19 protein-coding genes are annotated in these 19731 nt (G+C 68.1%); 14 read left to right on the top strand and 5 right to left on the bottom strand.

From position 1 onward, the window contains the following. Window positions 1–139 precede the first annotated feature (139 nt). The 8 genes from infA to truA all read left to right on the top strand — a co-directional run bounded on the left by infA (window position 140) and on the right by truA (window position 4819). Window positions 140–361, top strand: a complete 222-nt coding sequence (gene infA, locus FHU35_RS26435) for a translation initiation factor IF-1 (RefSeq protein WP_009948665.1) — start codon at window positions 140–142, stop codon at window positions 359–361. Between the two features lie 53 nt (window positions 362–414). After that, window positions 415–528: a 50S ribosomal protein L36 gene (gene rpmJ / locus FHU35_RS26430; RefSeq protein WP_093414693.1), complete on the top strand. Its 114-nt coding sequence runs from the start codon at window positions 415–417 to the stop codon at window positions 526–528. Window positions 529–689: 161 nt separating this feature from the next. Then, complete coding sequence (gene rpsM / locus FHU35_RS26425; protein WP_145744538.1) at window positions 690–1070, top strand: 30S ribosomal protein S13; 381 nt, start codon at window positions 690–692, stop codon at window positions 1068–1070. 25 nt (window positions 1071–1095) lie between these two features. Further along, the gene (gene rpsK / locus FHU35_RS26420) at window positions 1096–1500 is read left to right on the top strand and encodes a 30S ribosomal protein S11 (RefSeq protein WP_093414154.1); all 405 of its coding nucleotides are present in this window, start codon (window positions 1096–1098) and stop codon (window positions 1498–1500) included. 27 nt (window positions 1501–1527) lie between these two features. After that, window positions 1528–2133 carry a 30S ribosomal protein S4 gene (gene rpsD, locus FHU35_RS26415; RefSeq protein WP_145744536.1) on the top strand — a complete coding sequence of 202 codons (606 nt, stop codon included), beginning with the start codon at window positions 1528–1530 and terminating at the stop codon, window positions 2131–2133. 149 nt (window positions 2134–2282) lie between these two features. Beyond that, window positions 2283–3365, top strand: coding sequence for a DNA-directed RNA polymerase subunit alpha (locus FHU35_RS26410; protein WP_145744534.1), 1083 nt, complete (start codon window positions 2283–2285; stop codon window positions 3363–3365). A 51-nt stretch (window positions 3366–3416) separates the two neighbouring features. Further along, a complete protein-coding gene (rplQ, locus tag FHU35_RS26405; RefSeq protein ID WP_145744532.1) occupies window positions 3417–3920 on the top strand; it encodes a 50S ribosomal protein L17 in 504 nt (167 codons plus the stop codon). 62 nt (window positions 3921–3982) lie between these two features. Next, window positions 3983–4819, top strand: coding sequence for a tRNA pseudouridine(38-40) synthase TruA (gene truA / locus FHU35_RS26400; RefSeq protein WP_246110587.1), 837 nt, complete (start codon window positions 3983–3985; stop codon window positions 4817–4819). 174 nt (window positions 4820–4993) lie between these two features. Here truA and FHU35_RS26395 read toward each other — a convergent pair whose 3' ends face one another. Beyond that, window positions 4994–5725, bottom strand: a complete 732-nt coding sequence (locus FHU35_RS26395) for a hypothetical protein (RefSeq protein ID WP_145744528.1) — start codon at window positions 5723–5725, stop codon at window positions 4994–4996. Beyond that, complete coding sequence (gene eccE / locus FHU35_RS26390) at window positions 5722–7035, bottom strand: type VII secretion protein EccE (protein WP_145744525.1); 1314 nt, start codon at window positions 7033–7035, stop codon at window positions 5722–5724. Before eccE ends, FHU35_RS26395 begins: the two co-directional genes overlap by 4 nt. 164 nt (window positions 7036–7199) lie before the next feature. On the opposite strand from eccE, the gene eccB reads away from it, so the two are divergent. The 3 genes from eccB to FHU35_RS26375 all read left to right on the top strand — a co-directional run bounded on the left by eccB (window position 7200) and on the right by FHU35_RS26375 (window position 10665). Then, entirely contained in the window at window positions 7200–8768 is a 1569-nt protein-coding gene (gene eccB / locus FHU35_RS26385) for a type VII secretion protein EccB (RefSeq protein WP_145744523.1), read from the top strand. 159 nt (window positions 8769–8927) lie between these two features. After that, on the top strand, window positions 8928–9239 hold the full coding sequence (locus FHU35_RS26380) for a hypothetical protein (protein WP_145744521.1): 312 nt from the start codon (window positions 8928–8930) through the stop codon (window positions 9237–9239). 1 nt (window position 9240) lies between these two features. After that, a complete protein-coding gene (locus FHU35_RS26375; protein WP_145744519.1) occupies window positions 9241–10665 on the top strand; it encodes a WXG100 family type VII secretion target in 1425 nt (474 codons plus the stop codon). Window positions 10666–10984: 319 nt separating this feature from the next. Here FHU35_RS26375 and mycP read toward each other — a convergent pair whose 3' ends face one another. Together mycP and eccD are read right to left on the bottom strand one after the other, a co-directional pair. Next, window positions 10985–12379, bottom strand: a complete 1395-nt coding sequence (gene mycP / locus FHU35_RS26370) for a type VII secretion-associated serine protease mycosin (protein ID WP_145744517.1) — start codon at window positions 12377–12379, stop codon at window positions 10985–10987. Window positions 12380–12394: 15 nt separating this feature from the next. Beyond that, entirely contained in the window at window positions 12395–13837 is a 1443-nt protein-coding gene (eccD, locus tag FHU35_RS26365; RefSeq protein ID WP_145744515.1) for a type VII secretion integral membrane protein EccD, read from the bottom strand. 311 nt (window positions 13838–14148) lie between these two features. Here eccD and eccCa point away from each other — a divergent pair, with 311 nt between their 5' ends. After that, the gene (gene eccCa, locus FHU35_RS26360) at window positions 14149–18234 is read left to right on the top strand and encodes a type VII secretion protein EccCa (protein WP_145744513.1); all 4086 of its coding nucleotides are present in this window, start codon (window positions 14149–14151) and stop codon (window positions 18232–18234) included. A gap of 121 nt (window positions 18235–18355) precedes the next feature. Here eccCa and FHU35_RS26355 read toward each other — a convergent pair whose 3' ends face one another. Next, complete coding sequence (locus tag FHU35_RS26355; RefSeq protein ID WP_145744512.1) at window positions 18356–18592, bottom strand: HC3 family zinc finger protein; 237 nt, start codon at window positions 18590–18592, stop codon at window positions 18356–18358. A gap of 111 nt (window positions 18593–18703) precedes the next feature. Between FHU35_RS26355 and FHU35_RS26350 the strand changes: the two genes are divergently transcribed. Further along, window positions 18704–19546: a helix-turn-helix domain-containing protein gene (locus tag FHU35_RS26350; protein WP_145744510.1), complete on the top strand. Its 843-nt coding sequence runs from the start codon at window positions 18704–18706 to the stop codon at window positions 19544–19546. Further along, window positions 19543–19728 (top strand): DUF397 domain-containing protein, encoded by a 186-nt coding sequence (locus FHU35_RS26345; RefSeq protein WP_145744508.1) that lies wholly within the window; start codon window positions 19543–19545, stop codon window positions 19726–19728. The genes FHU35_RS26350 and FHU35_RS26345 overlap by 4 nt, the downstream gene beginning before the upstream one ends. Window positions 19729–19731: the final 3 nt, after the last annotated feature.

The following is a 19731-nucleotide window of genomic DNA, read 5'->3' as shown; positions in this document are numbered from 1 at the left end:
CACAGAGTATCCGGATCGGGTGTTCATCGGTATTTCGAATCGGATCCCGCGTGTGTCGGTCATGCGTGTCGGGGCCTCCGGCGCGCGTGGCAGGGGCTTCGAGCCCCGCAATCCGTCACCGTCACGAAACGCGGAGGACATGGGCAAGAAGGACGGGGCCATTGAGGTCGAGGGTCGGGTGATCGAGCCGCTTCCCAACGCGATGTTCCGTGTCGAGTTGGAAAACGGCCACAAGGTCCTCGCGCACATCAGTGGCAAGATGCGCCAGCACTACATCCGAATCCTCCCCGAGGACCGGGTTGTGGTGGAGCTCTCGCCGTACGACCTCTCCCGTGGGCGCATCGTCTACCGCTACAAGTGACCTCCACGGTGTTCGGGGCGACCCGGACACGCGTCCAACAGGAGAGCACGACCGTGAAGGTCCAGCCGAGTGTGAAGAAGATCTGTGACAAGTGCCAGGTCATCCGTCGTCACGGACGAGTCCTGGTGATTTGCGACAACGCCCGACACAAGCAGCGTCAGGGCTGATCGCAGACCACTTCGGTCGCAGACGACATCGAGAAGAACTCCCTCGACCTGTCGGCTCGTGAGTTGAGCCGATTGACCTCCGGACCAGGCCGGGGCTCCGCACCCAATGTGCGGGGGCGGCGAGGGAGCAGACCTGGACTGACAAAGGAGAAGGAGCCGACATGGCACGGCTCGTTGGTGTCGACCTCCCGCGCGAAAAGCGCATGGAGATCGCGCTCACCTACATCTTCGGAGTCGGCAAGACCCGGGCCCAGGAGATTCTCTCCGGCACCGGCGTCTCGCCCGACGCGAAGCCTCGTGACCTCGACGACGAGCAGCTGACCAAGCTGCGCGACTTCATCGAGGAGAACTACCGGGTCGAGGGTGACCTCCGACGCGAGGTCCAGGCCGACATCCGCCGGAAGATCGAGATCGGCTGCTACGAGGGTGTGCGCCACCGTCGTCACCTGCCCCTCAACGGGCAGCGGACGAAGACCAACGCGCGTACCCGCAAGGGGCCGAAGAAGACGGTCGCCGGCAAGAAGAAGGCCGGGAAGAAGTAAGCCTCGCTAGGAGAAAGCTAAAGCTATGCCACCCAAGGCTCGCGCTGGCGCCGTCAAGAAGGTGCGGCGCAAGGAAAAGAAGAACGTTGCCCACGGGCAGGCTCACATCAAGAGCACGTTCAACAACACGATCGTGTCGATCACCGACCCCACCGGTGCGGTGATCAGCTGGGCATCCGCCGGCCACGTCGGGTTCAAGGGCTCTCGCAAGTCCACCCCGTTCGCCGCGCAGATGGCCGCCGAGAACGCGGCCCGCAAGGCCGCCGAGCACGGCATGAAGAAGGTCGACGTCTTCGTCAAGGGTCCGGGTTCGGGCCGCGAGACGGCGATCCGCTCGCTGCAGGCCGCAGGCCTCGAGGTGGGCACCATCCAGGACGTGACCCCGCAGCCGCACAACGGTTGCCGCCCGCCGAAGCGTCGTCGGGTCTGAGCCGCGGGAAAGGAGTAAGGATCACCAATGGCTCGTTACACCGGTCCCGCGACCCGCAAGTCCCGTCGTCTCAAGGTTGACCTTGTCGGCGGAGACCAGGCCTTCGAGCGTCGCCCGTACCCGCCGGGGCAGCACGGTCGCGCGCGCATCAAGGAAACCGAGTACCTGCTGCAGCTCCAGGAGAAGCAGAAGGCGAAGTTCACCTACGGCGTGCTCGAGCGGCAGTTCTCGAACTACTACGAGGAAGCCAACCGGCGCTCCGGCAAGACGGGTGACAACCTCCTGCAGCTGCTGGAGTGCCGCCTGGACAACGTGGTCTACCGCGCTGGCCTGGCCCGCACCCGTCGGATGGCGCGTCAGCTCGTCAACCACGGTCACCTGCTGGTCAACGGCAAGAAGGTCGACGTCCCCAGCTTCCAGGTTTCGAAGTGGGACATCATCGACGTGAAGCCGAAGGCCCTGGGCACCACGCCGTTCCTGATCGCCAAGGAAACCTTCGGCGAGCGCCCGGTCCCGGCCTGGCTCCAGGTCGTGCCCTCGAACCTGCGCATCCTGGTGCACCAGCGCCCGGAGCGCGCGCAGATCGACACCCCGGTCACCGAGCAGCTCATCGTCGAGCTCTACTCGAAGTGACGCGTCCCGCCGACGGCCTCCTCGCGAGGTCGTCGGCGGCCGCAGCCAGCGGTGGCGGTGCAGGAATCCGCCGCCGGCCCGCGATCTTCTCGCGGGCATGCCGTTCCATCGGCGTCAAATAGCGGGCGCCGTGAGGAAAGGAATACGAAGTGCTCATCTCCCAGCGACCCACACTGTCCGAAGAGGCCGTGTCGGAGACCCGTTCCCGGTTCGTCATCGAGCCGCTGGAGCCGGGCTTCGGCTACACCCTGGGCAACTCGCTGCGTCGTACGCTGCTCTCCTCCATCCCGGGGGCGGCGGTCACCAGCCTGCGCATCGACGGTGTGCTGCACGAGTTCACCACCATCCCGGGTGTGAAGGAGGACGTCACCGACGTCATCCTGAACATCAAGGAGCTCGTCGTCTCCTCCGAGGAGGACGAGCCGGTCACGATGTACCTGCGCAAGCAGGGCCCGGGTGAGGTCACCGCCGCGGACATCGTCCCGCCGGCCGGTGTCACCGTGCACAACCCCGAGCTCCACATCGCCACGCTGAACGCGAAGGGCAAGCTGGAGATCGAGCTCGTCGTCGAGCGTGGTCGTGGCTACGTTCCCGCGATGCAGAACAAGCAGACCGGTGCTGAGATCGGCCGGATCCCGGTCGACTCGATCTACTCGCCGGTTCTGAAGGTGACCTACAAGGTCGAGGCCACTCGTGTCGAGCAGCGCACCGACTTCGACAAGCTGATCCTCGACGTCGAGAGCAAGCCGTCCATCACGCCCCGCGATGCGGTGGCGTCGGCCGGTCGCACTCTCGTCGAGCTGTTCGGGCTCGCTCGCGAGCTCAACATCGATGCCGAGGGCATCGAGATCGGCCCGTCGCCGGCGGAGGCCGACACCATCGCGGCCTACGCGATGCCGATCGAGGACCTGGACCTGACGGTTCGCTCTTACAACTGCCTCAAGCGGGAGGGCATCCACACCGTCGGCGAGCTGGTTTCGCGCAGCGAGGCCGACCTGCTGGACATTCGCAACTTCGGTGCGAAGTCCATCGACGAGGTCAAGATGAAGCTGGCCGGTCTGGGCTTGGCCCTCAAGGACAGCCCGCCCGGGTTCGACCCGTCCGCAGCAGCGGCCGAGTACCCCGCGGAGAGCTGGACCGCCGAGGACGAGGTCATCGTCGGCTCGGCGGGTCCCGTCGAGGACAGCGGCTACGACGACGGTCAGGACTACGCGGAGACAGAGCAGCTGTAGCTGTGTTGCGCGTCCGGGGTTCACCCGCGCGCCCTCGAGAGGAGCAACCCGATGCCCACCCCGACCAAGGGTCCGCGTCTCGGCGGGTCCCCGTCGCACGAACGGCTCATCCTGGCCAACCTGGCCACCTCGCTGTTCGAGCACGGTCGGATCACCACCACCGAGGCGAAGGCGAAGCGGCTGCGGCCGATCGCCGAGCGGCTGATCACCAAGGCCAAGAAGGGCGACCTGCACAACCGTCGCGAGGTCATGAAGACCATCCGCGACAAGGACGTCGTGCACAAGCTCTTCGCCGAGATCGGCCCGTTCTTCGCTGACCGCAACGGCGGTTACACCCGCATCATCAAGACGATGCCGCGCAAGGGTGACAACGCGAAGATGGCCGTGATCGCCCTGGTGGCGGAGAAGACCGCGACCGCTGAGGCCGAGGCCGCCCGCGGCACGAAGTTCGCCAAGGACGAGCCGAAGACCGAGGAATCCACCACCGAGGCCGCTGAGGCCCAGGTGGAGGAGACCGCCGACGACACCGCAGCCGAGAAGAAGGACGAGTCCTGATTCTGGCCGGTGATGCTGTGAACGAGCCCGCTGTTCCCGCTGGGGATGGCGGGCTCGTTCGCGTGCGCCTCGACTTGTCCTACGACGGCACGGATTTCAAGGGCTGGGCCAAGCAGCCCGGTCTGCGCACCGTGCAGGGCCTGGTGGAGGACGCGCTCGCCAAGCAGCCCCCGGGCCGCGAGGTGCCCAGGTCGGTCGTGGTCGCGGGCCGCACCGACACGGGCGTGCACGCGACCGGTCAGGTCCTGCACCTCGACGTGGTCCCGCTGGATCCGGAAGCGCCCGGCAGGCTCTCGGTCGATTCGCGGGGGATCCCGGACCTGACGCGCATGGTTCACCGGTGGAACCGGATCCTCCCGCCGGACGTGCGGATCCTCAGCGCCGAGGCGGTTCCGCCGGAGTTCGACGCCCGCTTCTCGGCGCTGCGCCGGCACTACCGCTACCAGGTCTCAGACGCTCCCTGGGGCGCTGATCCGCTGCGGCGCAAGGACACCCTCGCCTGGAACCGCCCGCTCGACGTGGACGCCCTCAACGAGGCGTCCCGGGAACTGCTGGGCCTCAACGACTTCGCGGCCTACTGCAAGCCGCGCGAGGGCGCGACGACGATCCGCGAGCTCCAGCGCTTCACCTGGACCCGCGCGGAGGACAACCTCATCGTCGCCGACGTCTCGGCCGACGCCTTCTGCCACTCCATGGTCCGCAGCCTGGTCGGCACGCTCCTGATGACCGGCGACGGTCGTCGCCCGGACTCCCACCCGGCCGACCTCCTCGCAGCCCAGACCCGCACCACTGCGGTGGCCCCGCCCCACGGTCTCACCCTCCGCGCGATCGACTACCCCGCGAACGAGGACCTGGCGGCCAGGAAGCACCAAACCCGAGCCACCAGAACCCTCCCCTGAGCGCCCCCACCCCACGGTGCACGCCCCCGCGAGAGCTCGGCATCTCCCAGTTTTAGTCCAAACCGAGCCATGATCATGTCCGAAATGTCGGCTCAGTTATGACTAAAACTGGGACCTGGGGCGCAAAAGAGCCCCTCGGAAGCACCGAGGGGCTCTGTCGCTGCGAGCGGGAGGTCAGTCGCCTCGGCGGATGGGGCCGAGGATCTCCTTCTCCTTCTGGTTGGTGACGAGCCGGATCATCGTCCAGGTCATGTTGCCCAGCGCGATGAGCTGGTCGTCCTGGAGCTGGGTGAGCGGCTGCACCTGGTGGTTGCGCAGGCTCCAGATCCGCTGAGCGAGCTGCGCCTGGTTGAGCGGCAGGCGCTGCAGCAGGACCAGGTCGGCGGTGTTGGCCGCCGTGCCGCTGCTGACCTGCGGGTGCAGGTACGGCAGCACGTACATGGTCGTCTGCCACGGTGCGCGCGGCGGGAAGAGCTCCTGCGGAACGGCGCCGCCGTCGTGGATGACCAGCAGCGGGGTGTCCTCCGAGGACCGCGGCAGGTCGAACGGGGCGAGCCGACGGATCTGCACCAGCGGAACCGGCTTGCCGTCCGGGGTTTCACCCGCGGCGCGCTCCAGCATCTTCCACGCGGCCGGACGTCCGGTGGCGACGATCACCCAGGCCCCGGTCGCCATCGCGCGCAGCGCGAGCTGGCGGGCCAGGTACAGGCCGCCGACGGTGACCATGCGGGTCGGCATCGACCGCAGGATCGACGCGGCCTGGGCCTCGCCCTGCGGGTCCGACCCGATGATCACGCCGCCGCGGTCGCCGGACGGGCTGATCGTGTCCAGGGTTTCCGGTGTGACGAGGAATTCCGGTGCGACGCCCTGGCTTCCGGGAACGTCGATCGTCCTGCTTCGGCTCATGCCGCACCTCCGAGCGGCAGCGTCGCTGCGTAGCCGGCCAGCTGCGAACCGCGCAGCGGCGTGAGGGTCATCCCGAGTCGGTTGCTGATCGCCTTCAGGCGGGCGTCGGCGGTGTCCAGCTCGGCGGGCGTGCGCGCCGAGACGCGCACCAGACCGCGGAGTCCGACCTCGTCCTCCTCGCCGACCGGCGAGACCGACAGGGCGATGCTGGTGGACAGCGCACGGATGCCGGTGAGGGCGTTGAGGCTGTCGTTCATCTGGTTCGGCCACGAGGTGATGGCGTAGCTGGAGTGGCCGACGCCACCGGCGGTGACGCCGTCCCAGCGCTCCTTGAGGCCGACGGGCCGCTGCGATCCGAGCACGCTGTGCAGCTCGGCCGAGGAGATACCGGCCTGCAGCAGCTCGTCGGGGTCCAGCGGCCGGGTCGGAATCCCGTGCTGCTCCAAGGAGGAGCGCACGCGCGACAGGGCGCCGATCAGCGCGCGCTGCGCGCCGAGCACACCGCCGCCGCGCTCACCGATGGCCTTGGCGCACCGCTGCGGGTCGAGCCGCACGGCGATCCAGGTGGTGCGCCGGGCAGCGGCGGGAAGCCGGCCCAGGACCTCGAGGTAGGAGTTCAGCGCCGGCGAGTTCGACGGCAGGGCAGCGCTTCCCGGGTAGCAGTGCCAGATGACCTGGACCGCGTCGAGCACCACACCGCGGTCCTCGAGGCACGGCACGATGGCGCCCAGCGGCAGGTTCGGCGCGTTGTCCACGGGGTTGAGCAGCGAGGGGGTCGGCTCGACCATCAGCACCGCGGTCCACTTGCCGTTGTGCCAGGACATCCCGACCGGGTTCCGGTCGTGGTCCTGGGTGCGGGCGATCACCAGGTCGTCGACGACGAGGCGGAGCAGGGCGACCCGGTGGTTCTCGTCCGGGCCGATGATCCCGTCGCCGTCCTTGTCCTCAGCGGGCTCCGCGATGTCGACGTTGGCCGGTTGGGACACGCGGGTGTGGTTGCGGCCGCGGTATTCGAGCACCTGCCCGAACCACTGCGTGAACCAGCGGCCACGACGCCGAAGAAGAGCGATGATCAGGGCCAGCAACGCGATTCCACCCGCGATGGACCACATGACCGGGTCCCGCGGGTTGATCAAGAAGACGCCGGCGCCGATTCCCAGGCCGACTTCGATCAGCACGATGTTGGCCGCCGGGATCCCGGCGAGCGTCACGCCGTTGATCCGTCGACGGCGCGCGCGGATGCGGGCGCGGGGCGGGTTGGCTGGCCCGGGAGCCTTCGGCTGGGCCGGATGTTGTGTGGGCACGGACATCCGTTCGGTCTCTCCCCCTCGCAGGTAGGTGCGGCGGACGCGTTCGTCGGAGTTGGGCCGCGTGCAGAGAATACTGACGGAGTCCGCCGAACCGCACCCATTCGGTATATCTCAGCGACTATCCTGCGAAACCGTACCTCGGACGGGAGAGCTGTAGGCGAAGAATGGCATCAACACCCACAACGAAGTCACAGGTTCAGGCCTACCGGTTCGTGCTTCGCCGCATGGAGTCGGCGCTGGTGCGAAAAGACGCGGTGATGCTCCACGACCCGATGGGCTCGCACAAGCGGGCCACGGTCGCTGGTGCGGTCCTGGCTGCCGTCGGCATCATCGGGTTCCTCGTATGGGGCCTGTTCGGCGGCAAGGGCACGGTTCCCGAACCAGGGAACATCGTCGTCGCGAAGGAGAGCGGCAGCGTTTTCGTCGTCACCTCTGACGACAAGGCGCAGAAGCGGCTCATCCCGATGCTCAACATGGCCTCGGCGAAGCTGCTCGTCATGCAGCAGGGCGGCAAGCAGGGCAGCGGTGCGGTGCCGACGACCACGGTCAAGGAAGCCGCGCTCGCCGACTTCGCGCGCGGCCCGCTGACCGGCATGGTCAACGCGCCCACCTACGTGCCGAGCGCGGACAACCCGGCGGAACCGTCGTGGGCCGTCTGCGACGTCGGCCAGGTCCAGGGCAACCTCAGCTCGTCCCGGGTTGAGGCCGCCACCAAGGTCGAGACGACCGTGATCGGCGGCGACGGGCACCACGGCGTGGAGCTGGCCCCGGATCAGTCGCTGTTCGTCAAGGACCAGAGCTCGGGAGACGAGTACCTCGTCTACCGGGCTCAGCGGAAGAACGAGCCCAACACGCACGCGGTGAAGGCGAAGGTCGGCAAGAGCGAGACCGTCGTCCGCGACGTGTTCGGTCTCAACGGCGTGACCCCGCGCACCATCAGCACCAACATGCTCAACGCGATTCCGACCGTGCCGGATCTGCAGGTCCCGGAGATCCCCAACGAGGGAGCTACGGCGTCCTACTTGAACCGCTACAAGGTCGGTGACGTGGTCAAGCGCAGCGTTCCCGGTGAGCCGGAGCAGTACTTCCTGCTGCTGCAGGACGGCAAGCAGACGCTGACCGCGCAGGGTGCGGCCGCCGTGCTGCACGCGGGGAAGTCCACCAGTCGCGAGGTTCCGAACCTCACCGGCGCGATCACGACCGCCGATGAGTCGGACAACCCGCTCAACCTCGACCACTTCCCGATGTCGGTGCCGAAGCCGGTTTCCTTCCAGCAGAACGACACGTCCTGCCTGAGCTGGAAGAACGTCGGCGGCTCGCAGATCATCACGATGACCCTGAACAAGGGCACCCCGGCCGTGAAGCCGGCTGTGAAGCTGGCGCAGTTCGACGGTTCGGGTCCGAAGGTCGACTACTACTACGGTGCCGCGGGCAAGGCCGCCGTGGTGCGCGGTACGTCCAACGAGGCGGGTGCCGAGAGCGGCCCGATCTTCCTCGTGTCCGATCAGGGCGTGCAGTACGGCATCAAGGACCTCGCCACGGCCCAGGGCCTGGGCGTGGCCAAGGGTGCTGGTGATCTCAAGGCCGGTCCGTCCTGGCTGATGCGGACGCTTCCGCGCGGCGACTTCCTGGACCCGGCGGCCGCCAGCGCCACCTACGACTCGGTGCCGGTCGGACCGGGCGTGAACCGCCCGGCTCCGAAGCCGCAGGCCGGAGGGGCCGCCGGAGGGTGAGTCACGCGGGTGGAGCGGCGGTCCCAGCGAACCCGCAGCCCCACCCGGGAACCGAACCGACGGTCTCCAACGTCTGAGGAACGAGCAAACCGCCCGCAGCCACGGTGAGCTGCGGGCGGTTTGTCTTTGGAGCGAGAACCGATCTTGGAGGTGGGGCCGGTGTCGGGGATCAGGATCGACATCGACTGGCTGGCGACTCACGCGCGGCAGGTGCGCGAGGCCGGTGAGGACATCACCACCGGCAGGGCGAAGCTGGCGGAGGCGGAGATCACCGCCGAGTCCTTCGGCGAGATCGGCCGGGAATCGGGTGCGCCCGATGCCTACCGACAGCTGTGCGAGCAGCTGCTCGAACGGCACCGCAAGGCGGCCGAGACCTTGACGAGCGCAGGTGACGAGCTGCGCGAGGTGGTCGACCACCACGCGGTCGGCGACGACGACAGTGCCGTTGACCTGCGCAGACAGGAGGCCTGAGATGTCGACCGAGCACTACCACTACCTCGCCGGCATCGCCGTGGAGCTCGGCGCCCCGCACTTCCTCCCCGATGATCCCTCCGAATTGGTGGGGGATCCGGAGGAATTCCGCGCAGCGGCCCGGGTGTGGCGCGAGGGCGCCGAGACCGTCGAGCAGTCCTCGGGTGATGTGGACGGCAAGCTGGGTGGCATCGACACGGCGTGGCAGGGTACTGACGCGGAGGCCTTCGTCTCCCACATCCGCGGTGCAGGACTGGCGGGCAAGGACCTCGTCGACTCGATGACCGCCCTGGCCGAAGCGCTGGAGCACGCCGCGGAGGGCATCGGTGCGCAGCGAGGACGTCTGAACGAGCTCGTCGCCAAGACGGCCGATGACGTCAAGGCCGCGATGGTCGCCGCCGATCCGGCTCGTGCCCGGAAGTTCTTGGCGGACCTCGACGAACCGGCCCGCGAACTCCTGGAGTCCATCGCGGACTACTACATGGCCTTCACCCGCCTCTGCGACGACATGGCCGGGACCCCCACCCGCGAGCCGGGGCGCTGGGAGCCGCGGGTCTCGGGTTCGGCGGGAACTCCCGTCACTTCCGCCACTCTCGCTGCGGCCGAGGTCGGCGCGGGCTCGGGAACCTCGGCGGGATCCGGGTCCGGTGCGGAGTCCGGGGCAGCCGGTGCTGCGGCTGACTCCGGTGACTCGGCGGCGTCCGAGGGCGCTGCCGCGACGGAACCGGCTGCTGCGGAGTCCGGCGCTGCGACGACGGCTGCGAACGCTCCTGGGGAGTCCGAGGAGGGCGAGTCCGGGGCCGGTGCCGCCGGTGGAGTCGCCGCGGGCGCGGCCGTGGGTGCGGCGGGAGTCGGCATGGGCATGATGCCGATGGGCATGATGGGCGGAATGCTCGGGCAGCAGCGAGGTGCCGGGAACCAGGAGCGGCAGAACTCCTCGCGCCTCAAGTCCAACGCGGAGGACCTCTTCGGCGCCGCGCCGGACGCCCCGCCGGCGGTGTTCGGCGAGCAGGCGAAGCCCGAACAACCCCAGGCGGACGGGAAATCGGCTCCGACGAGCGCGGATTCTCAAGCCTCGACGAACAGGCTGAACCTCCCCTCGACCTTCCAGCAGGCGCCGCCCAAGCCCTCCATCGACGAAGTCCTGACCCCCCACGCACCACAAGCCCCCAAACCCACCCAACCTCCCACCGCGAACTCGGCCGCCAACGCGAATCCGGCCGCCAAGGGGAACTCGCTCGCCAACGCGAATCCGGCCGCCAAGGCGAATCCGGCCTCCAATGAGAAGCCGGCCCACGAGGAAAACTCGGAATCCACCAAGAAGGCCACCAAGACGCCCCCGGATTCCAAGGCGAACCCGGCCGCCAAACCGGAGACGGGCACGGCGGGCGTCGGAGACGCCCCACCTCCGAAACCCCGAGGCTGAACCCCACTCCTGCGCTCGCCCTCCCGAACCACGAACGGGGCATTTCCCAGTTTTAGTCCAAACTGAGCGGACATATCGGGCGCAGAAGGTCCTCGGTTTGGACTAAAACTGGGACATGCCTCGACACGCCCACCGCGAGTCGCGGAGCACGGTCCGTGGTAACCGGATCAGGGCTTGGGGGAATGGGAAAGGGCCGCCTCCCGGAGGGGGAGACGGCCCTTTTTCTTGTGACCTTCGGCTCTGCGAGCTTCCGGATTCCGGGCCCTGCGGCCTTCGGCCTTCGGCCTTCGGCCTCGGGGTTGCCGTCGGTTGTGGTTGGTCAGCGGTTCTGCCTGGCTCGGGACCTGACGCTGCGGACGGCGTTGGCCAAGAAGGCCGTGAAGACGATGCCCGCGATTCCCGCACCCGCGCCGCCGATGGCGACGATGATGGCCGGGAAGTCCTTCTGCTGCAGGGCGTCCGCCGCGAGGTGCGTCGGCTTCTTCGGCGCTTCCAGCTTGCCGTGCTCGGCCGGGACGACGTCCTGCAGCGCCGCCATCGCGTCGATCATGCCGTAGCCGACGATGTCGTTGCGGCCGTTGGCCCCGCCCGGGTGCAGCGCGGTGGTCTTGATCCGATCCATGACCTGCTCGGGCTTGAGGTCCGGGTACTTCTCCTTGATCAGCGCTGCGACGCCGGAGACGTACGGAGCGGCGAAGCTGGTGCCCTGGATCGGGCCCATCTCGCCCTTCTCACCCTCGGCGATCTGGCTGACCAGGCCGTTGCCGCCCACGCCGGGGTCGATCGCGATGAGGTTCTCGCCGGGAGCGGCCACGTCGACCCAGGGGCCGGGAACGGTGAACTCCGAAGGGGCGCCCTGCTGGTTCACCGAGGCCACCGTGAGCACCTCGTCGTCGAACCACGCGGGGAGCACCGCCGTCGACGGGCTGCCGGGGGAGTTCTTCTGGCAGTTGCCACCGACGTTGCCCGCTGCGGCGACGATCACGATGCCCTGGTTGTTGGCCCTGATCACCGCGTTGTGCAGCATCTGGTTGCCGGAGTCGCTGTAGCTGCTCGCCTGCGCGATCGACTGGCACGACGACTGCGAGATGTTGATGACCGTGGCGCCCCTGTCCGCGGCGAGGTTGATCGCCTGCGCCATCGTCTCCGTGGTCCCGACCGTGGCGTTGGTCTGGTCGTCGACGAACAGGTTCGAGGTCTGCCGGATCGAGAGGATCTGCGCGTCCGGCGCGACACCGACGTAGCCGGTCTCGCCGCTCTGGTCCGGATCGGCGGAGATGATGCCGGCCACGATCGTCCCGTGGCCGTCGCAGTCCTGCGTGCCGCGACCGTCGGAGGTGATCGAGGTGCCGCCCGATTCCACCGCGCCCGCGCCCAGCAGCGGCTGGTTGTTCACGCCGGTGTCGATCACGGCGACCTTCTGGGAGGCACCGGTGAGCCCGAGCTCGTGCGCCCGCTCGAAGCCCAGGACCAGCTGGCTCCAGGGCTTCTCGGGGATCGTGCTGCCGGGGCTGCCGTTCATGCAGCCCTGCTTCTGCGGGAAGTTCTGAACCTTCAGCGATGACCCGGTCTGCTGACTGGGGTCCAGCCGAGGCGGCCCGACCTGCTGAGCGAGGGCTGGTGCCGCCGGTCCGCTGAGCCCGAGGACGCCCACCGCGGCGCACAGCGCGAGACCGCGCCGTGCGCCGCGAGAGCGGGGGTGCTTGAAGCCCATGTGCGAGATTCCCTCTTAGAAGTTCAGGTTCAGGTCGCGGATGGCCATGTAGAGGTCCATCGCGGCCAGCGCCAGCGGGAGCACCAGGGCGATCAGGACGGCTTCGAGGATGTCGACCATCCGGCGCTGAACCGGCGAGAACCGGCGGTTCGGGAACACCACGCCGAAGATCACCGCGAGGCCACCGAGGATCAGCAGCGGCGGGAACACGGCCGCCACCATCACCGGCTCGTCGGCGACCTTGAACAGCAGGCCGATGGCGATGCCAGCCGAGGCCAGCAGACCGTTGAACAGCAGGGCCAGCGCCTGGCTGCCGTTGGCGTAGTTGCGGCCCCGCAGCAGCAGGACGGCGGCGACGACGACCGCGAAAGCCGAGCCCCAGATGGGGTTGCTGGCCGCGGCGACCATCGCGCCGACCGCGGCGACGACACCGCAGCCGATGATCAGACCGGTCATGTACTGGTGGGCCAGTCCGGTCTGACGCTCGATCATCCGGTAGTCGGGGAACCCGGAGTCTTCCTTGAGGTCCTCAGCGCTGCCCGGGACGTGCGGCAGCGGCAGCTTCGACAGCTGGATGGTGATGCGCGGGAGCAGCGAGATGCCCGCGAGCGCCACGGCGGCAGCACCGGCGGCGACGCTGGAAGCGCTGACCGCCTGGAAGATCGTCGCGACCGCGAAGGCGATCGTGCCGAAGGCACCTGCGGTGGCGGCAGCGATGAAGGTCACGATTCCCGTGCCCATCACCATGATCGCCACCGAGGCGAGGATGAAGGCCAGCGCGCTGCCCAGCAGCAACCGCGGTTCCAGCGTGTTGCCGGGAACCATGTTGAAACCGGCCACGAACGCCATCGGCAGACCGCCGGCTCCGGCGATCACGGTGCCGGTCGTCGCAGCCCCGTAGGCGCGGGCGACGACGGAACCGATGCCGGTCGCGAAGATCGCGACGACGGTCGCTGCCACGGCGGCCACCAGCTGGAACACCACCGCGGTGGTTCCCTGGATGACGGTCGGGTGCAGCATCCCGGCAGGACCGGCGAGGCCGAGCGCGGCGGCCGCGGTGATGAGGCCCAGCGCACCGGCGACGTGACCGACCTTCCTGGAGGTCTCCTTGGTCCACGGGCGGTAGCTGCCCGGTTCGGCCTCCGCGAGCGCGTCCACGACGTCGTCGTAGAGCGGCGGCGGCGGGTCGTCCGACCGGCGGCGCAGTTGCAGGATGTCGCCGTCGACAACTCCCTGCGAGGACAGCGACTGACTCGGATCGAGGGCCGAGCTCTCACCGAGCTTGGCCAACACCCAGCCGCCGTGCCGCGAACCGCCGTCCGGGGTCATCTCGCGGGCCATGTCCAGAAGCATCGGCAGAAGATCTGCCACCGATACGTCCGAAGGCAGCGCCAGGTCGATACGAGTTGTAGGCGCCACCACCGTCACGCGGCTGAACACCGTGGTCCCGGTCGCCACTTGGGCCCCCTACTCCCTGAAAGTTGATTGCCGTGCGTTCGTTTGTCGAGGGCTCGATCCAACCAAGCCGGGTTTTCTTGTCGAAACCCACCCGCCCGGTCGGAGAGCGCCCCTAGTATGGCCACACCGACCGTCCACGGGTGACGGGTTTGGCGGAACTCGTATCAACTACTTGATATCTGGTTGGTCACGCTGAGCCGCACCCCGCCATCCCGAGCTGCGCGACAGTGAACAATGCTGGCTGCGAGTTCGACGAGCACCGGAGGTCTTCTGGTGTTTTCAGGCACGTCTGAGAAAGGTTGTTGCGTCCGGTGAGCACGCTGCAGTTCAAGCGAACGCCACGCCTGGCCGCTCCCAGGCCACCGGGCGGGGAGGTGCACCTCGAACCACCGCCTGAGATTCCGCGGACCATCCCCGGCAACATCGTTCAGAAGGTCCTTCCCGGCCTGATGATCGTGGCATCCCTGGGAATGATGGCCTTCATGTTCACGCGGGCTCAGAACAACCCGATGATGATGATGATGCCGATGATGATGCTCATCTCAACATTCGGGATGATGGCCGGCGGTGGCAGGGACAGCGGCCAGAAGAAGGCCGAGATGGACGAGGACCGCAAGGACTACCTGCGGTACCTCGGCCAGATGCGCGACCGCGCCCGCGAGGCCGCCGACGAGCAGCGGCTGGCCCGCGAGTGGGTGCACCCCGACGCGCAGACCCTGTGGTCGCTGGCCGCGGGCAGCAGGCGGATGTGGGAACGGCGTCCCAACGACAACGACTTCTGCCAGGTCCGCGTGGGCCGCGGTTCGCAGCGGTTGGAGACCCGCCTGGTCCCGCCGCAGACCGGACCGGTCGACGAGCTGGAGCCGATCACCACGCTGGCGCTGCGCCGCTTCGTGCGCGCGCACTCGTTGGTGCAGGACCTGCCGATCGCGACCTCGCTGCGCGGTTTCGCCGCGGTCGGGCTGCAGGGCGAGAAGGAGCTGGTGCGCGGTCTCGCTCGCGCGATGATCTGCCAGCTGGCCACCTTCCACACGCCCGAAGACGTGATCATCGCCGTCGCCAGCTCCGGTCAGGCGCGTCGCGAGTGGGAGTGGGTGAAGTGGCTGCCGCACGCGCAGCACCCCTCCGAGACCGACGGCATCGGGCAGATGCGGCTGATGGCGGGTTCGCTGGCGACGGTCGAGAGCATGCTCGCCGAGCAGCTGGCCGACCGCCCGCGCTTCCAGCGCAACGCGGCGCCGCCGGACGGCCAGCCGCACGTGGTGATCCTCATCGACGACGCCGAGATCAGCCGCGAGGAAGCCCTCTACGTGGAGGGCGGCCTGGCGGGCGTCACCATGATCGACCTGTCCGACCTGCTGGGGCCGCTCACGGCTCGCCGCGGCATGCGGATGGTCGTCGAGGAGGAGCGCATCGGCGCCCGCGGTGGTTCCGGTGTGGAGTGGTTCGGCAGCCCGGACTCGCTGACCATGGAGGAGGCGACGTCGCTCGCCCGCCAGCTCGCCCCGTACCGGGTGGCCGGTGGACCGGCGCTCGACACCGACTCGGGCAGCTACGAGCCGCTGACCACGCCGCTGAACTACATCGAGCAGCTGGGTCTCGCGGGTGACGTGGTCACCTTCGACCTCAACGAGGCGTGGCGCCCGCGTCCCACCGATGACCTCTACAAGGTCGCGATCGGTCCTGGTGAGCAGGGCGAGGTCGTGCACCTGGACATCAAGGAAACCGCGTCGGGCGGCATGGGCCCGCACGGCCTGTGCATCGGTGCGACCGGTTCCGGTAAGTCGGAGTTCCTGCGCACGATCGTGCTGGGCCTGATGGCCACGCACTCGTCGCAGATGCTCAACTTCGTGCTGGTCGACTTCAAGGGTGGTGCGACCTTCAACGGGTTCGACACCCCGCACGTGTCGGCGTCGATCTCCAACCTGGAGGGCGACGGCTCGCTGATCGACCGGATGCAGGACGCGCTGGCCGGTGAGATGAACCGCCGCCAGGAAGTCCTGAACAAGGCGGGCGCGAAGAACGTCTGGGACTACCGGAAGATGGCCGAGGCGGGCGACGAGCACGCGCAGGAGCCGCTGCCGGCGCTGTTCGTGGTCATCGACGAGTTCTCCGAGCTGCTGTCCCAGCAGCCGGAATTCGCCGAGCTGTTCGTGATGATCGGTCGTCTGGGTCGTTCGCTGCAGGTCCACCTGCTGCTGGCGTCGCAGCGGCTGGAAGAGGGCAAGCTGCGCGGTCTCGACTCGCACCTGTCCTACCGGATCGGTCTGAAGACCTTCAACGCCGCGGAATCCCGCGCCGCCATCGGTGTTCCGGACGCCGCTGATCTACCGGCCACCGGTGGTCACGGGTACCTCAAGCACCCCAACGGCATGGACCGCTTCCGCGCGGCCTACGTCTCGGGCCACCTGCACCAGACCAGCGGTCGTCGTCCGACGATGCTGGGCGGGGCCTCGCCGGTGACCGGCGAGAAGATGCCGCGCTACTTCATCCCCGACTTCATCGAGAAGCCTCCGGAACCGGAGAGTTCCGAGGAGCCGGAGGTCAAGGACGAGTCGCAGGATCCGGAGTACACGGACTTCCAGATCATCGTCGACAAGTTCAAGAAGATCGCTGCTCCGCCGGCGCACCAGGTCTGGTTGTCGCCGCTGGACGCACCGGCCACCTTGGACACCTTGCTGCCGCCGCTGCAGTCGACCGATGACCGCGGTTACACCGCCGCCGGCTATTCGGGCAGCTCCCGGTTGCAGGTCCCGATCGGCATCATCGACGTCCCGTACCACCAGCGCCAGGACGCGATGACCCTGGACCTGTCGGGTCAGGGTGGTCACGGTGCGGTGGTCGGCGGCGTCGGTTCGGGCAAGTCGAACACGATCCGGACGATCATCGCCTCGGCCGCGCTGACCCACACGCCGCAGGAGATGCAGTTCTACTGCGTCGACCTCGGTGGTGGTTCGCTGACCACGCTGCGGGGTCTGCCGCACGTGGGTGGTTACGGTTCGCGTCGCGACCCGGACACGGTGCGCCGGTCGATCGCCGAGCTCAAGACGGTCCTGTCCGAGCGGGAGGGCCGGTTCCAGCAGCACGGCATCGAGGGCATGAACGACTACCGCAACCGCAAGCGGCGCGGTGAGTTCGAGGACGACCCCTACGGTGACCTGTTCCTGGTCATCGACGGGTGGCGGGCGTTCCGCGAGGAGTTCGAAGCCCTCGAGCAGGACGTGCTGAACCTGGCGTCGAACGGTCTGGCCTTCGGTGTGCACGTGTTCATCACGGCGTCCCGCTGGGCGGAGATCCGGCCGGCGATGAAGGACCTGATCCAGACGCGCATCGAGCTCCGGCTGGGTGACCCGAGCGAGTCGGAGATCGACCGCAAGTTCGCGGTGAAGGTCCCGCAGGGTCGTCCGGGTCGCGGCATGCACGAGTCGAAGCTGCACTTCCTGACGGCCTTGCCGCGTGTGGACAGCGAGAACATCGGTGACCGCGTCGAAGCCGAGACGCAGGCCGCCGAGGAGGAGCGCCGTCCTGCCCGGATGGGCTGGGAGCTCTACAACGACGACGTCTCCGACGGCGTCGCGGACCTGGTCAACCGGGTCAAGAGCTCGTGGAAGGGGCGTCCGGCCCCGCAGGTCCGCCTGCTGCCGGAACTGCTTCCCTACCAGCAGCTTCCGCGCCCGGAGCAGCAGCCGAACCCGAAGCTGGTGCCGATCGGCATCAACGAGGACGGGCTGCACCCGGTCTACCTGGACTTCCGCGCCGAGCCGAACTTCTACGCGTTCGGCGAGCGGGAGTCGGGCAAGACCGCGCTGCTGAAGAACATCGTGCGCGGCATCACCGAGCGCTACACGCCGAAGGAAGCGCTGATCCTGCTGGTGGACTACCGGCGTTCGATGCTGGGCTTCCTCAACTCCCACCTGCTGGAGTACTCGGTCAGCGCGGATCAGCTCAAGGCCAACGTCAAGGACGTGTGCGGCTCGCTGAAGAAGCGCATGCCGGGACCGGACGTCACGCAGGAACAGCTGCGCGACCGCTCCTGGTGGAAGGGCCCCGAGCTGTTCGTGGTCGTCGACGACTACGAACTGGTCGCGCCGCAGGGCAACAACCCGCTGGCACCGCTGGCGGAGTTCATCCCGCAGGCGTCCGACGTCGGTCTGCACGTCATCCTGGCGCGCAACTCCGGTGGCGCGGGACGTGCGCTCTACGAGCCCGTCATCGGCAAGATGCGCGAGACCTCGGCTCCCGGCCTCGCGATGAGCGCCAACAAGGACGACGGCCAGCTGGTCGCGAACATCAAGTCGCGTCAGCTGCCGCCAGGCCGAGGCACCCTCGTCAGCCGCACGCTGCGAGGCGGCCCGCAGATGATCCAGACGGCCATGGTCCAAGAGCAGCAGCAGTGATCTGAAGCCGAAGAAGAAGGCCTCCCCCGGTTCCGGCCGGGGGAGGCCTTCTTCGTGCGCGAGGTGCGGCAGCTCCCAGTTTTAGTCCAAACCGAGGACCTCTCGTGCCCGAAATGTCGGCTCAGTTTGGACTAAAACTGGGACCTGGTGAGCGACCGGCGAGACGCTGCCAGCAGGTCATGCAGGTGGGTTCGAGGATCCAGGCGATCTCGTCGACGTCGTGGAGCTTCGTCGCCTCGACCTCGGCGCCGCAGTAGGCGGTCGCGGTCCCCTCGGGGTCGAGCTTCGTGGCGGCGATCGGGAACGCGTGCCGCTGCCCGGGAACGGGCCGCCAGACGTAGGTCAGGTATTCGGGCATCGGAACTCCCCAGTGAGATCGTTTTGGCAAGATTGCCAGCGGTGTTCAGGCTGATCAATTACACGAAAGAGGGAGGTCAGCAAGGCCCTTCGTCGCTCGTAAGCTGTCGTCATGGCCGACACCCCAAGGGCACGTGCGCTCGCGAAGGAGCTCCGTGCCGCACGAACGGCGACCGGGCTGACGGCGAGGGAGCTCTCGCGAATGCTGGGCTGGTCGGAAGCCAAGGTGAGTCGGCTCGAAACCGCGCGCCGCGGAATTCACGTCGAGAGCGTCGAAGCGATCCTCACAGCCCTCAAGGTGAACGGTTCCGAGCGCGACCGCCTGATCAAGTTGGCCCGCGAGATCCGTGAGCCCGCGTGGTGGGAAGTCGGTCGCGACATCCCGGAGCAGCTGACGGCCCTCCTCGACGCCGAACAACGCGCCAAGCGGATCACCAGTGTCCAGCTCAACCTGATCCCGGGCGTCCTGCAGACCGAGGAGTACGCCCGGGAGATCATGACGCTCTCCGGGGTCGATGCGGCCGACGTTGATGAGCGAGTGCCGATTCGCTTGAAGCGGCAAGCGATCTTGACGCGCTCCAACCCCGTCGAACTGCGTGTGTTCGTCGACGAGGCCGTGTTCGCCCGCCCGGTCGGCGGTGCCGACGTGATGGCGGAGCAACTGCGGCACGTGCAGTCGGCGAGTCGCACGGAGAACGTGGAGATCCGGGTGCTCCCGCGATCGGTCGGTGCGCACGCCGGGTTGAGCGGCGCGTTCGTGCTCTTCGAGTTCGAGCGTTCGCGCCCAGTGGTCTACATCGAGGCTCGCCGGTCGGGAGCCTTCATCGACTCCCCGGATGACGTGGAGCTCTTCCTGGATTCAGTTGGATTGTTGGAGTCTCAGGCATCTGATTCCGCGTCTTCCGGCGCCATACTCGACTCGTACGTTCTGAAGTACGAGAGCGAGGCGACATGACCAGCGACTTAGCCGGCTGGAAGAAGTCCTCCCGCAGCGGCGCTGAAGGCGACTGCGTCGAGGTCGCGGTGGCGCGGGAGCGGGTCGGAGTCCGCGACTCGAAGAACCGCGAGGGCGATGTGCTGGTGTTCCCCGCGCAGCGTTGGGCCGATTTCGTGATGGGGCTGCGCCGTTCCCGGTGAACC

Origin of the sequence: Saccharopolyspora dendranthemae (assembly GCF_007829955.1) — a bacterium.
Lineage (GTDB): Bacteria > Actinomycetota > Actinomycetes > Mycobacteriales > Pseudonocardiaceae > Saccharopolyspora > Saccharopolyspora dendranthemae.
Note: the sequence above shows the minus strand (reverse complement) of the source record. Positions and strands in the feature narration are given on the sequence as shown.

Excerpts from the sequence above, each read along its gene's own strand:
- FHU35_RS26355 (WP_145744512.1), bottom strand. The coding sequence starts at position 18,592 with ATGCCCGAATACCTGACCTACGTCTGGCGGCCCGTTCCCGGGCAGCGG.
- rpsM (WP_145744538.1), top strand. The coding sequence starts at position 690 with ATGGCACGGCTCGTTGGTGTCGACCTCCCGCGCGAAAAGCGCATGGAG.
- FHU35_RS26350 (WP_145744510.1), top strand. The coding sequence starts at position 18,704 with ATGGCCGACACCCCAAGGGCACGTGCGCTCGCGAAGGAGCTCCGTGCC.
- FHU35_RS26375 (WP_145744519.1), top strand. The coding sequence starts at position 9,241 with ATGTCGACCGAGCACTACCACTACCTCGCCGGCATCGCCGTGGAGCTC.
- infA (WP_009948665.1), top strand. The coding sequence starts at position 140 with ATGGGCAAGAAGGACGGGGCCATTGAGGTCGAGGGTCGGGTGATCGAG.
- rplQ (WP_145744532.1), top strand. The coding sequence starts at position 3,417 with ATGCCCACCCCGACCAAGGGTCCGCGTCTCGGCGGGTCCCCGTCGCAC.
- mycP (WP_145744517.1), bottom strand. The coding sequence starts at position 12,379 with ATGGGCTTCAAGCACCCCCGCTCTCGCGGCGCACGGCGCGGTCTCGCG.
- rpsD (WP_145744536.1), top strand. The coding sequence starts at position 1,528 with ATGGCTCGTTACACCGGTCCCGCGACCCGCAAGTCCCGTCGTCTCAAG.
- FHU35_RS26345 (WP_145744508.1), top strand. The coding sequence starts at position 19,543 with ATGACCAGCGACTTAGCCGGCTGGAAGAAGTCCTCCCGCAGCGGCGCT.
- eccB (WP_145744523.1), top strand. The coding sequence starts at position 7,200 with ATGGCATCAACACCCACAACGAAGTCACAGGTTCAGGCCTACCGGTTC.
- FHU35_RS26395 (WP_145744528.1), bottom strand. The coding sequence starts at position 5,725 with ATGAGCCGAAGCAGGACGATCGACGTTCCCGGAAGCCAGGGCGTCGCA.
- rpsK (WP_093414154.1), top strand. The coding sequence starts at position 1,096 with ATGCCACCCAAGGCTCGCGCTGGCGCCGTCAAGAAGGTGCGGCGCAAG.
- eccE (WP_145744525.1), bottom strand. The coding sequence starts at position 7,035 with ATGTCCGTGCCCACACAACATCCGGCCCAGCCGAAGGCTCCCGGGCCA.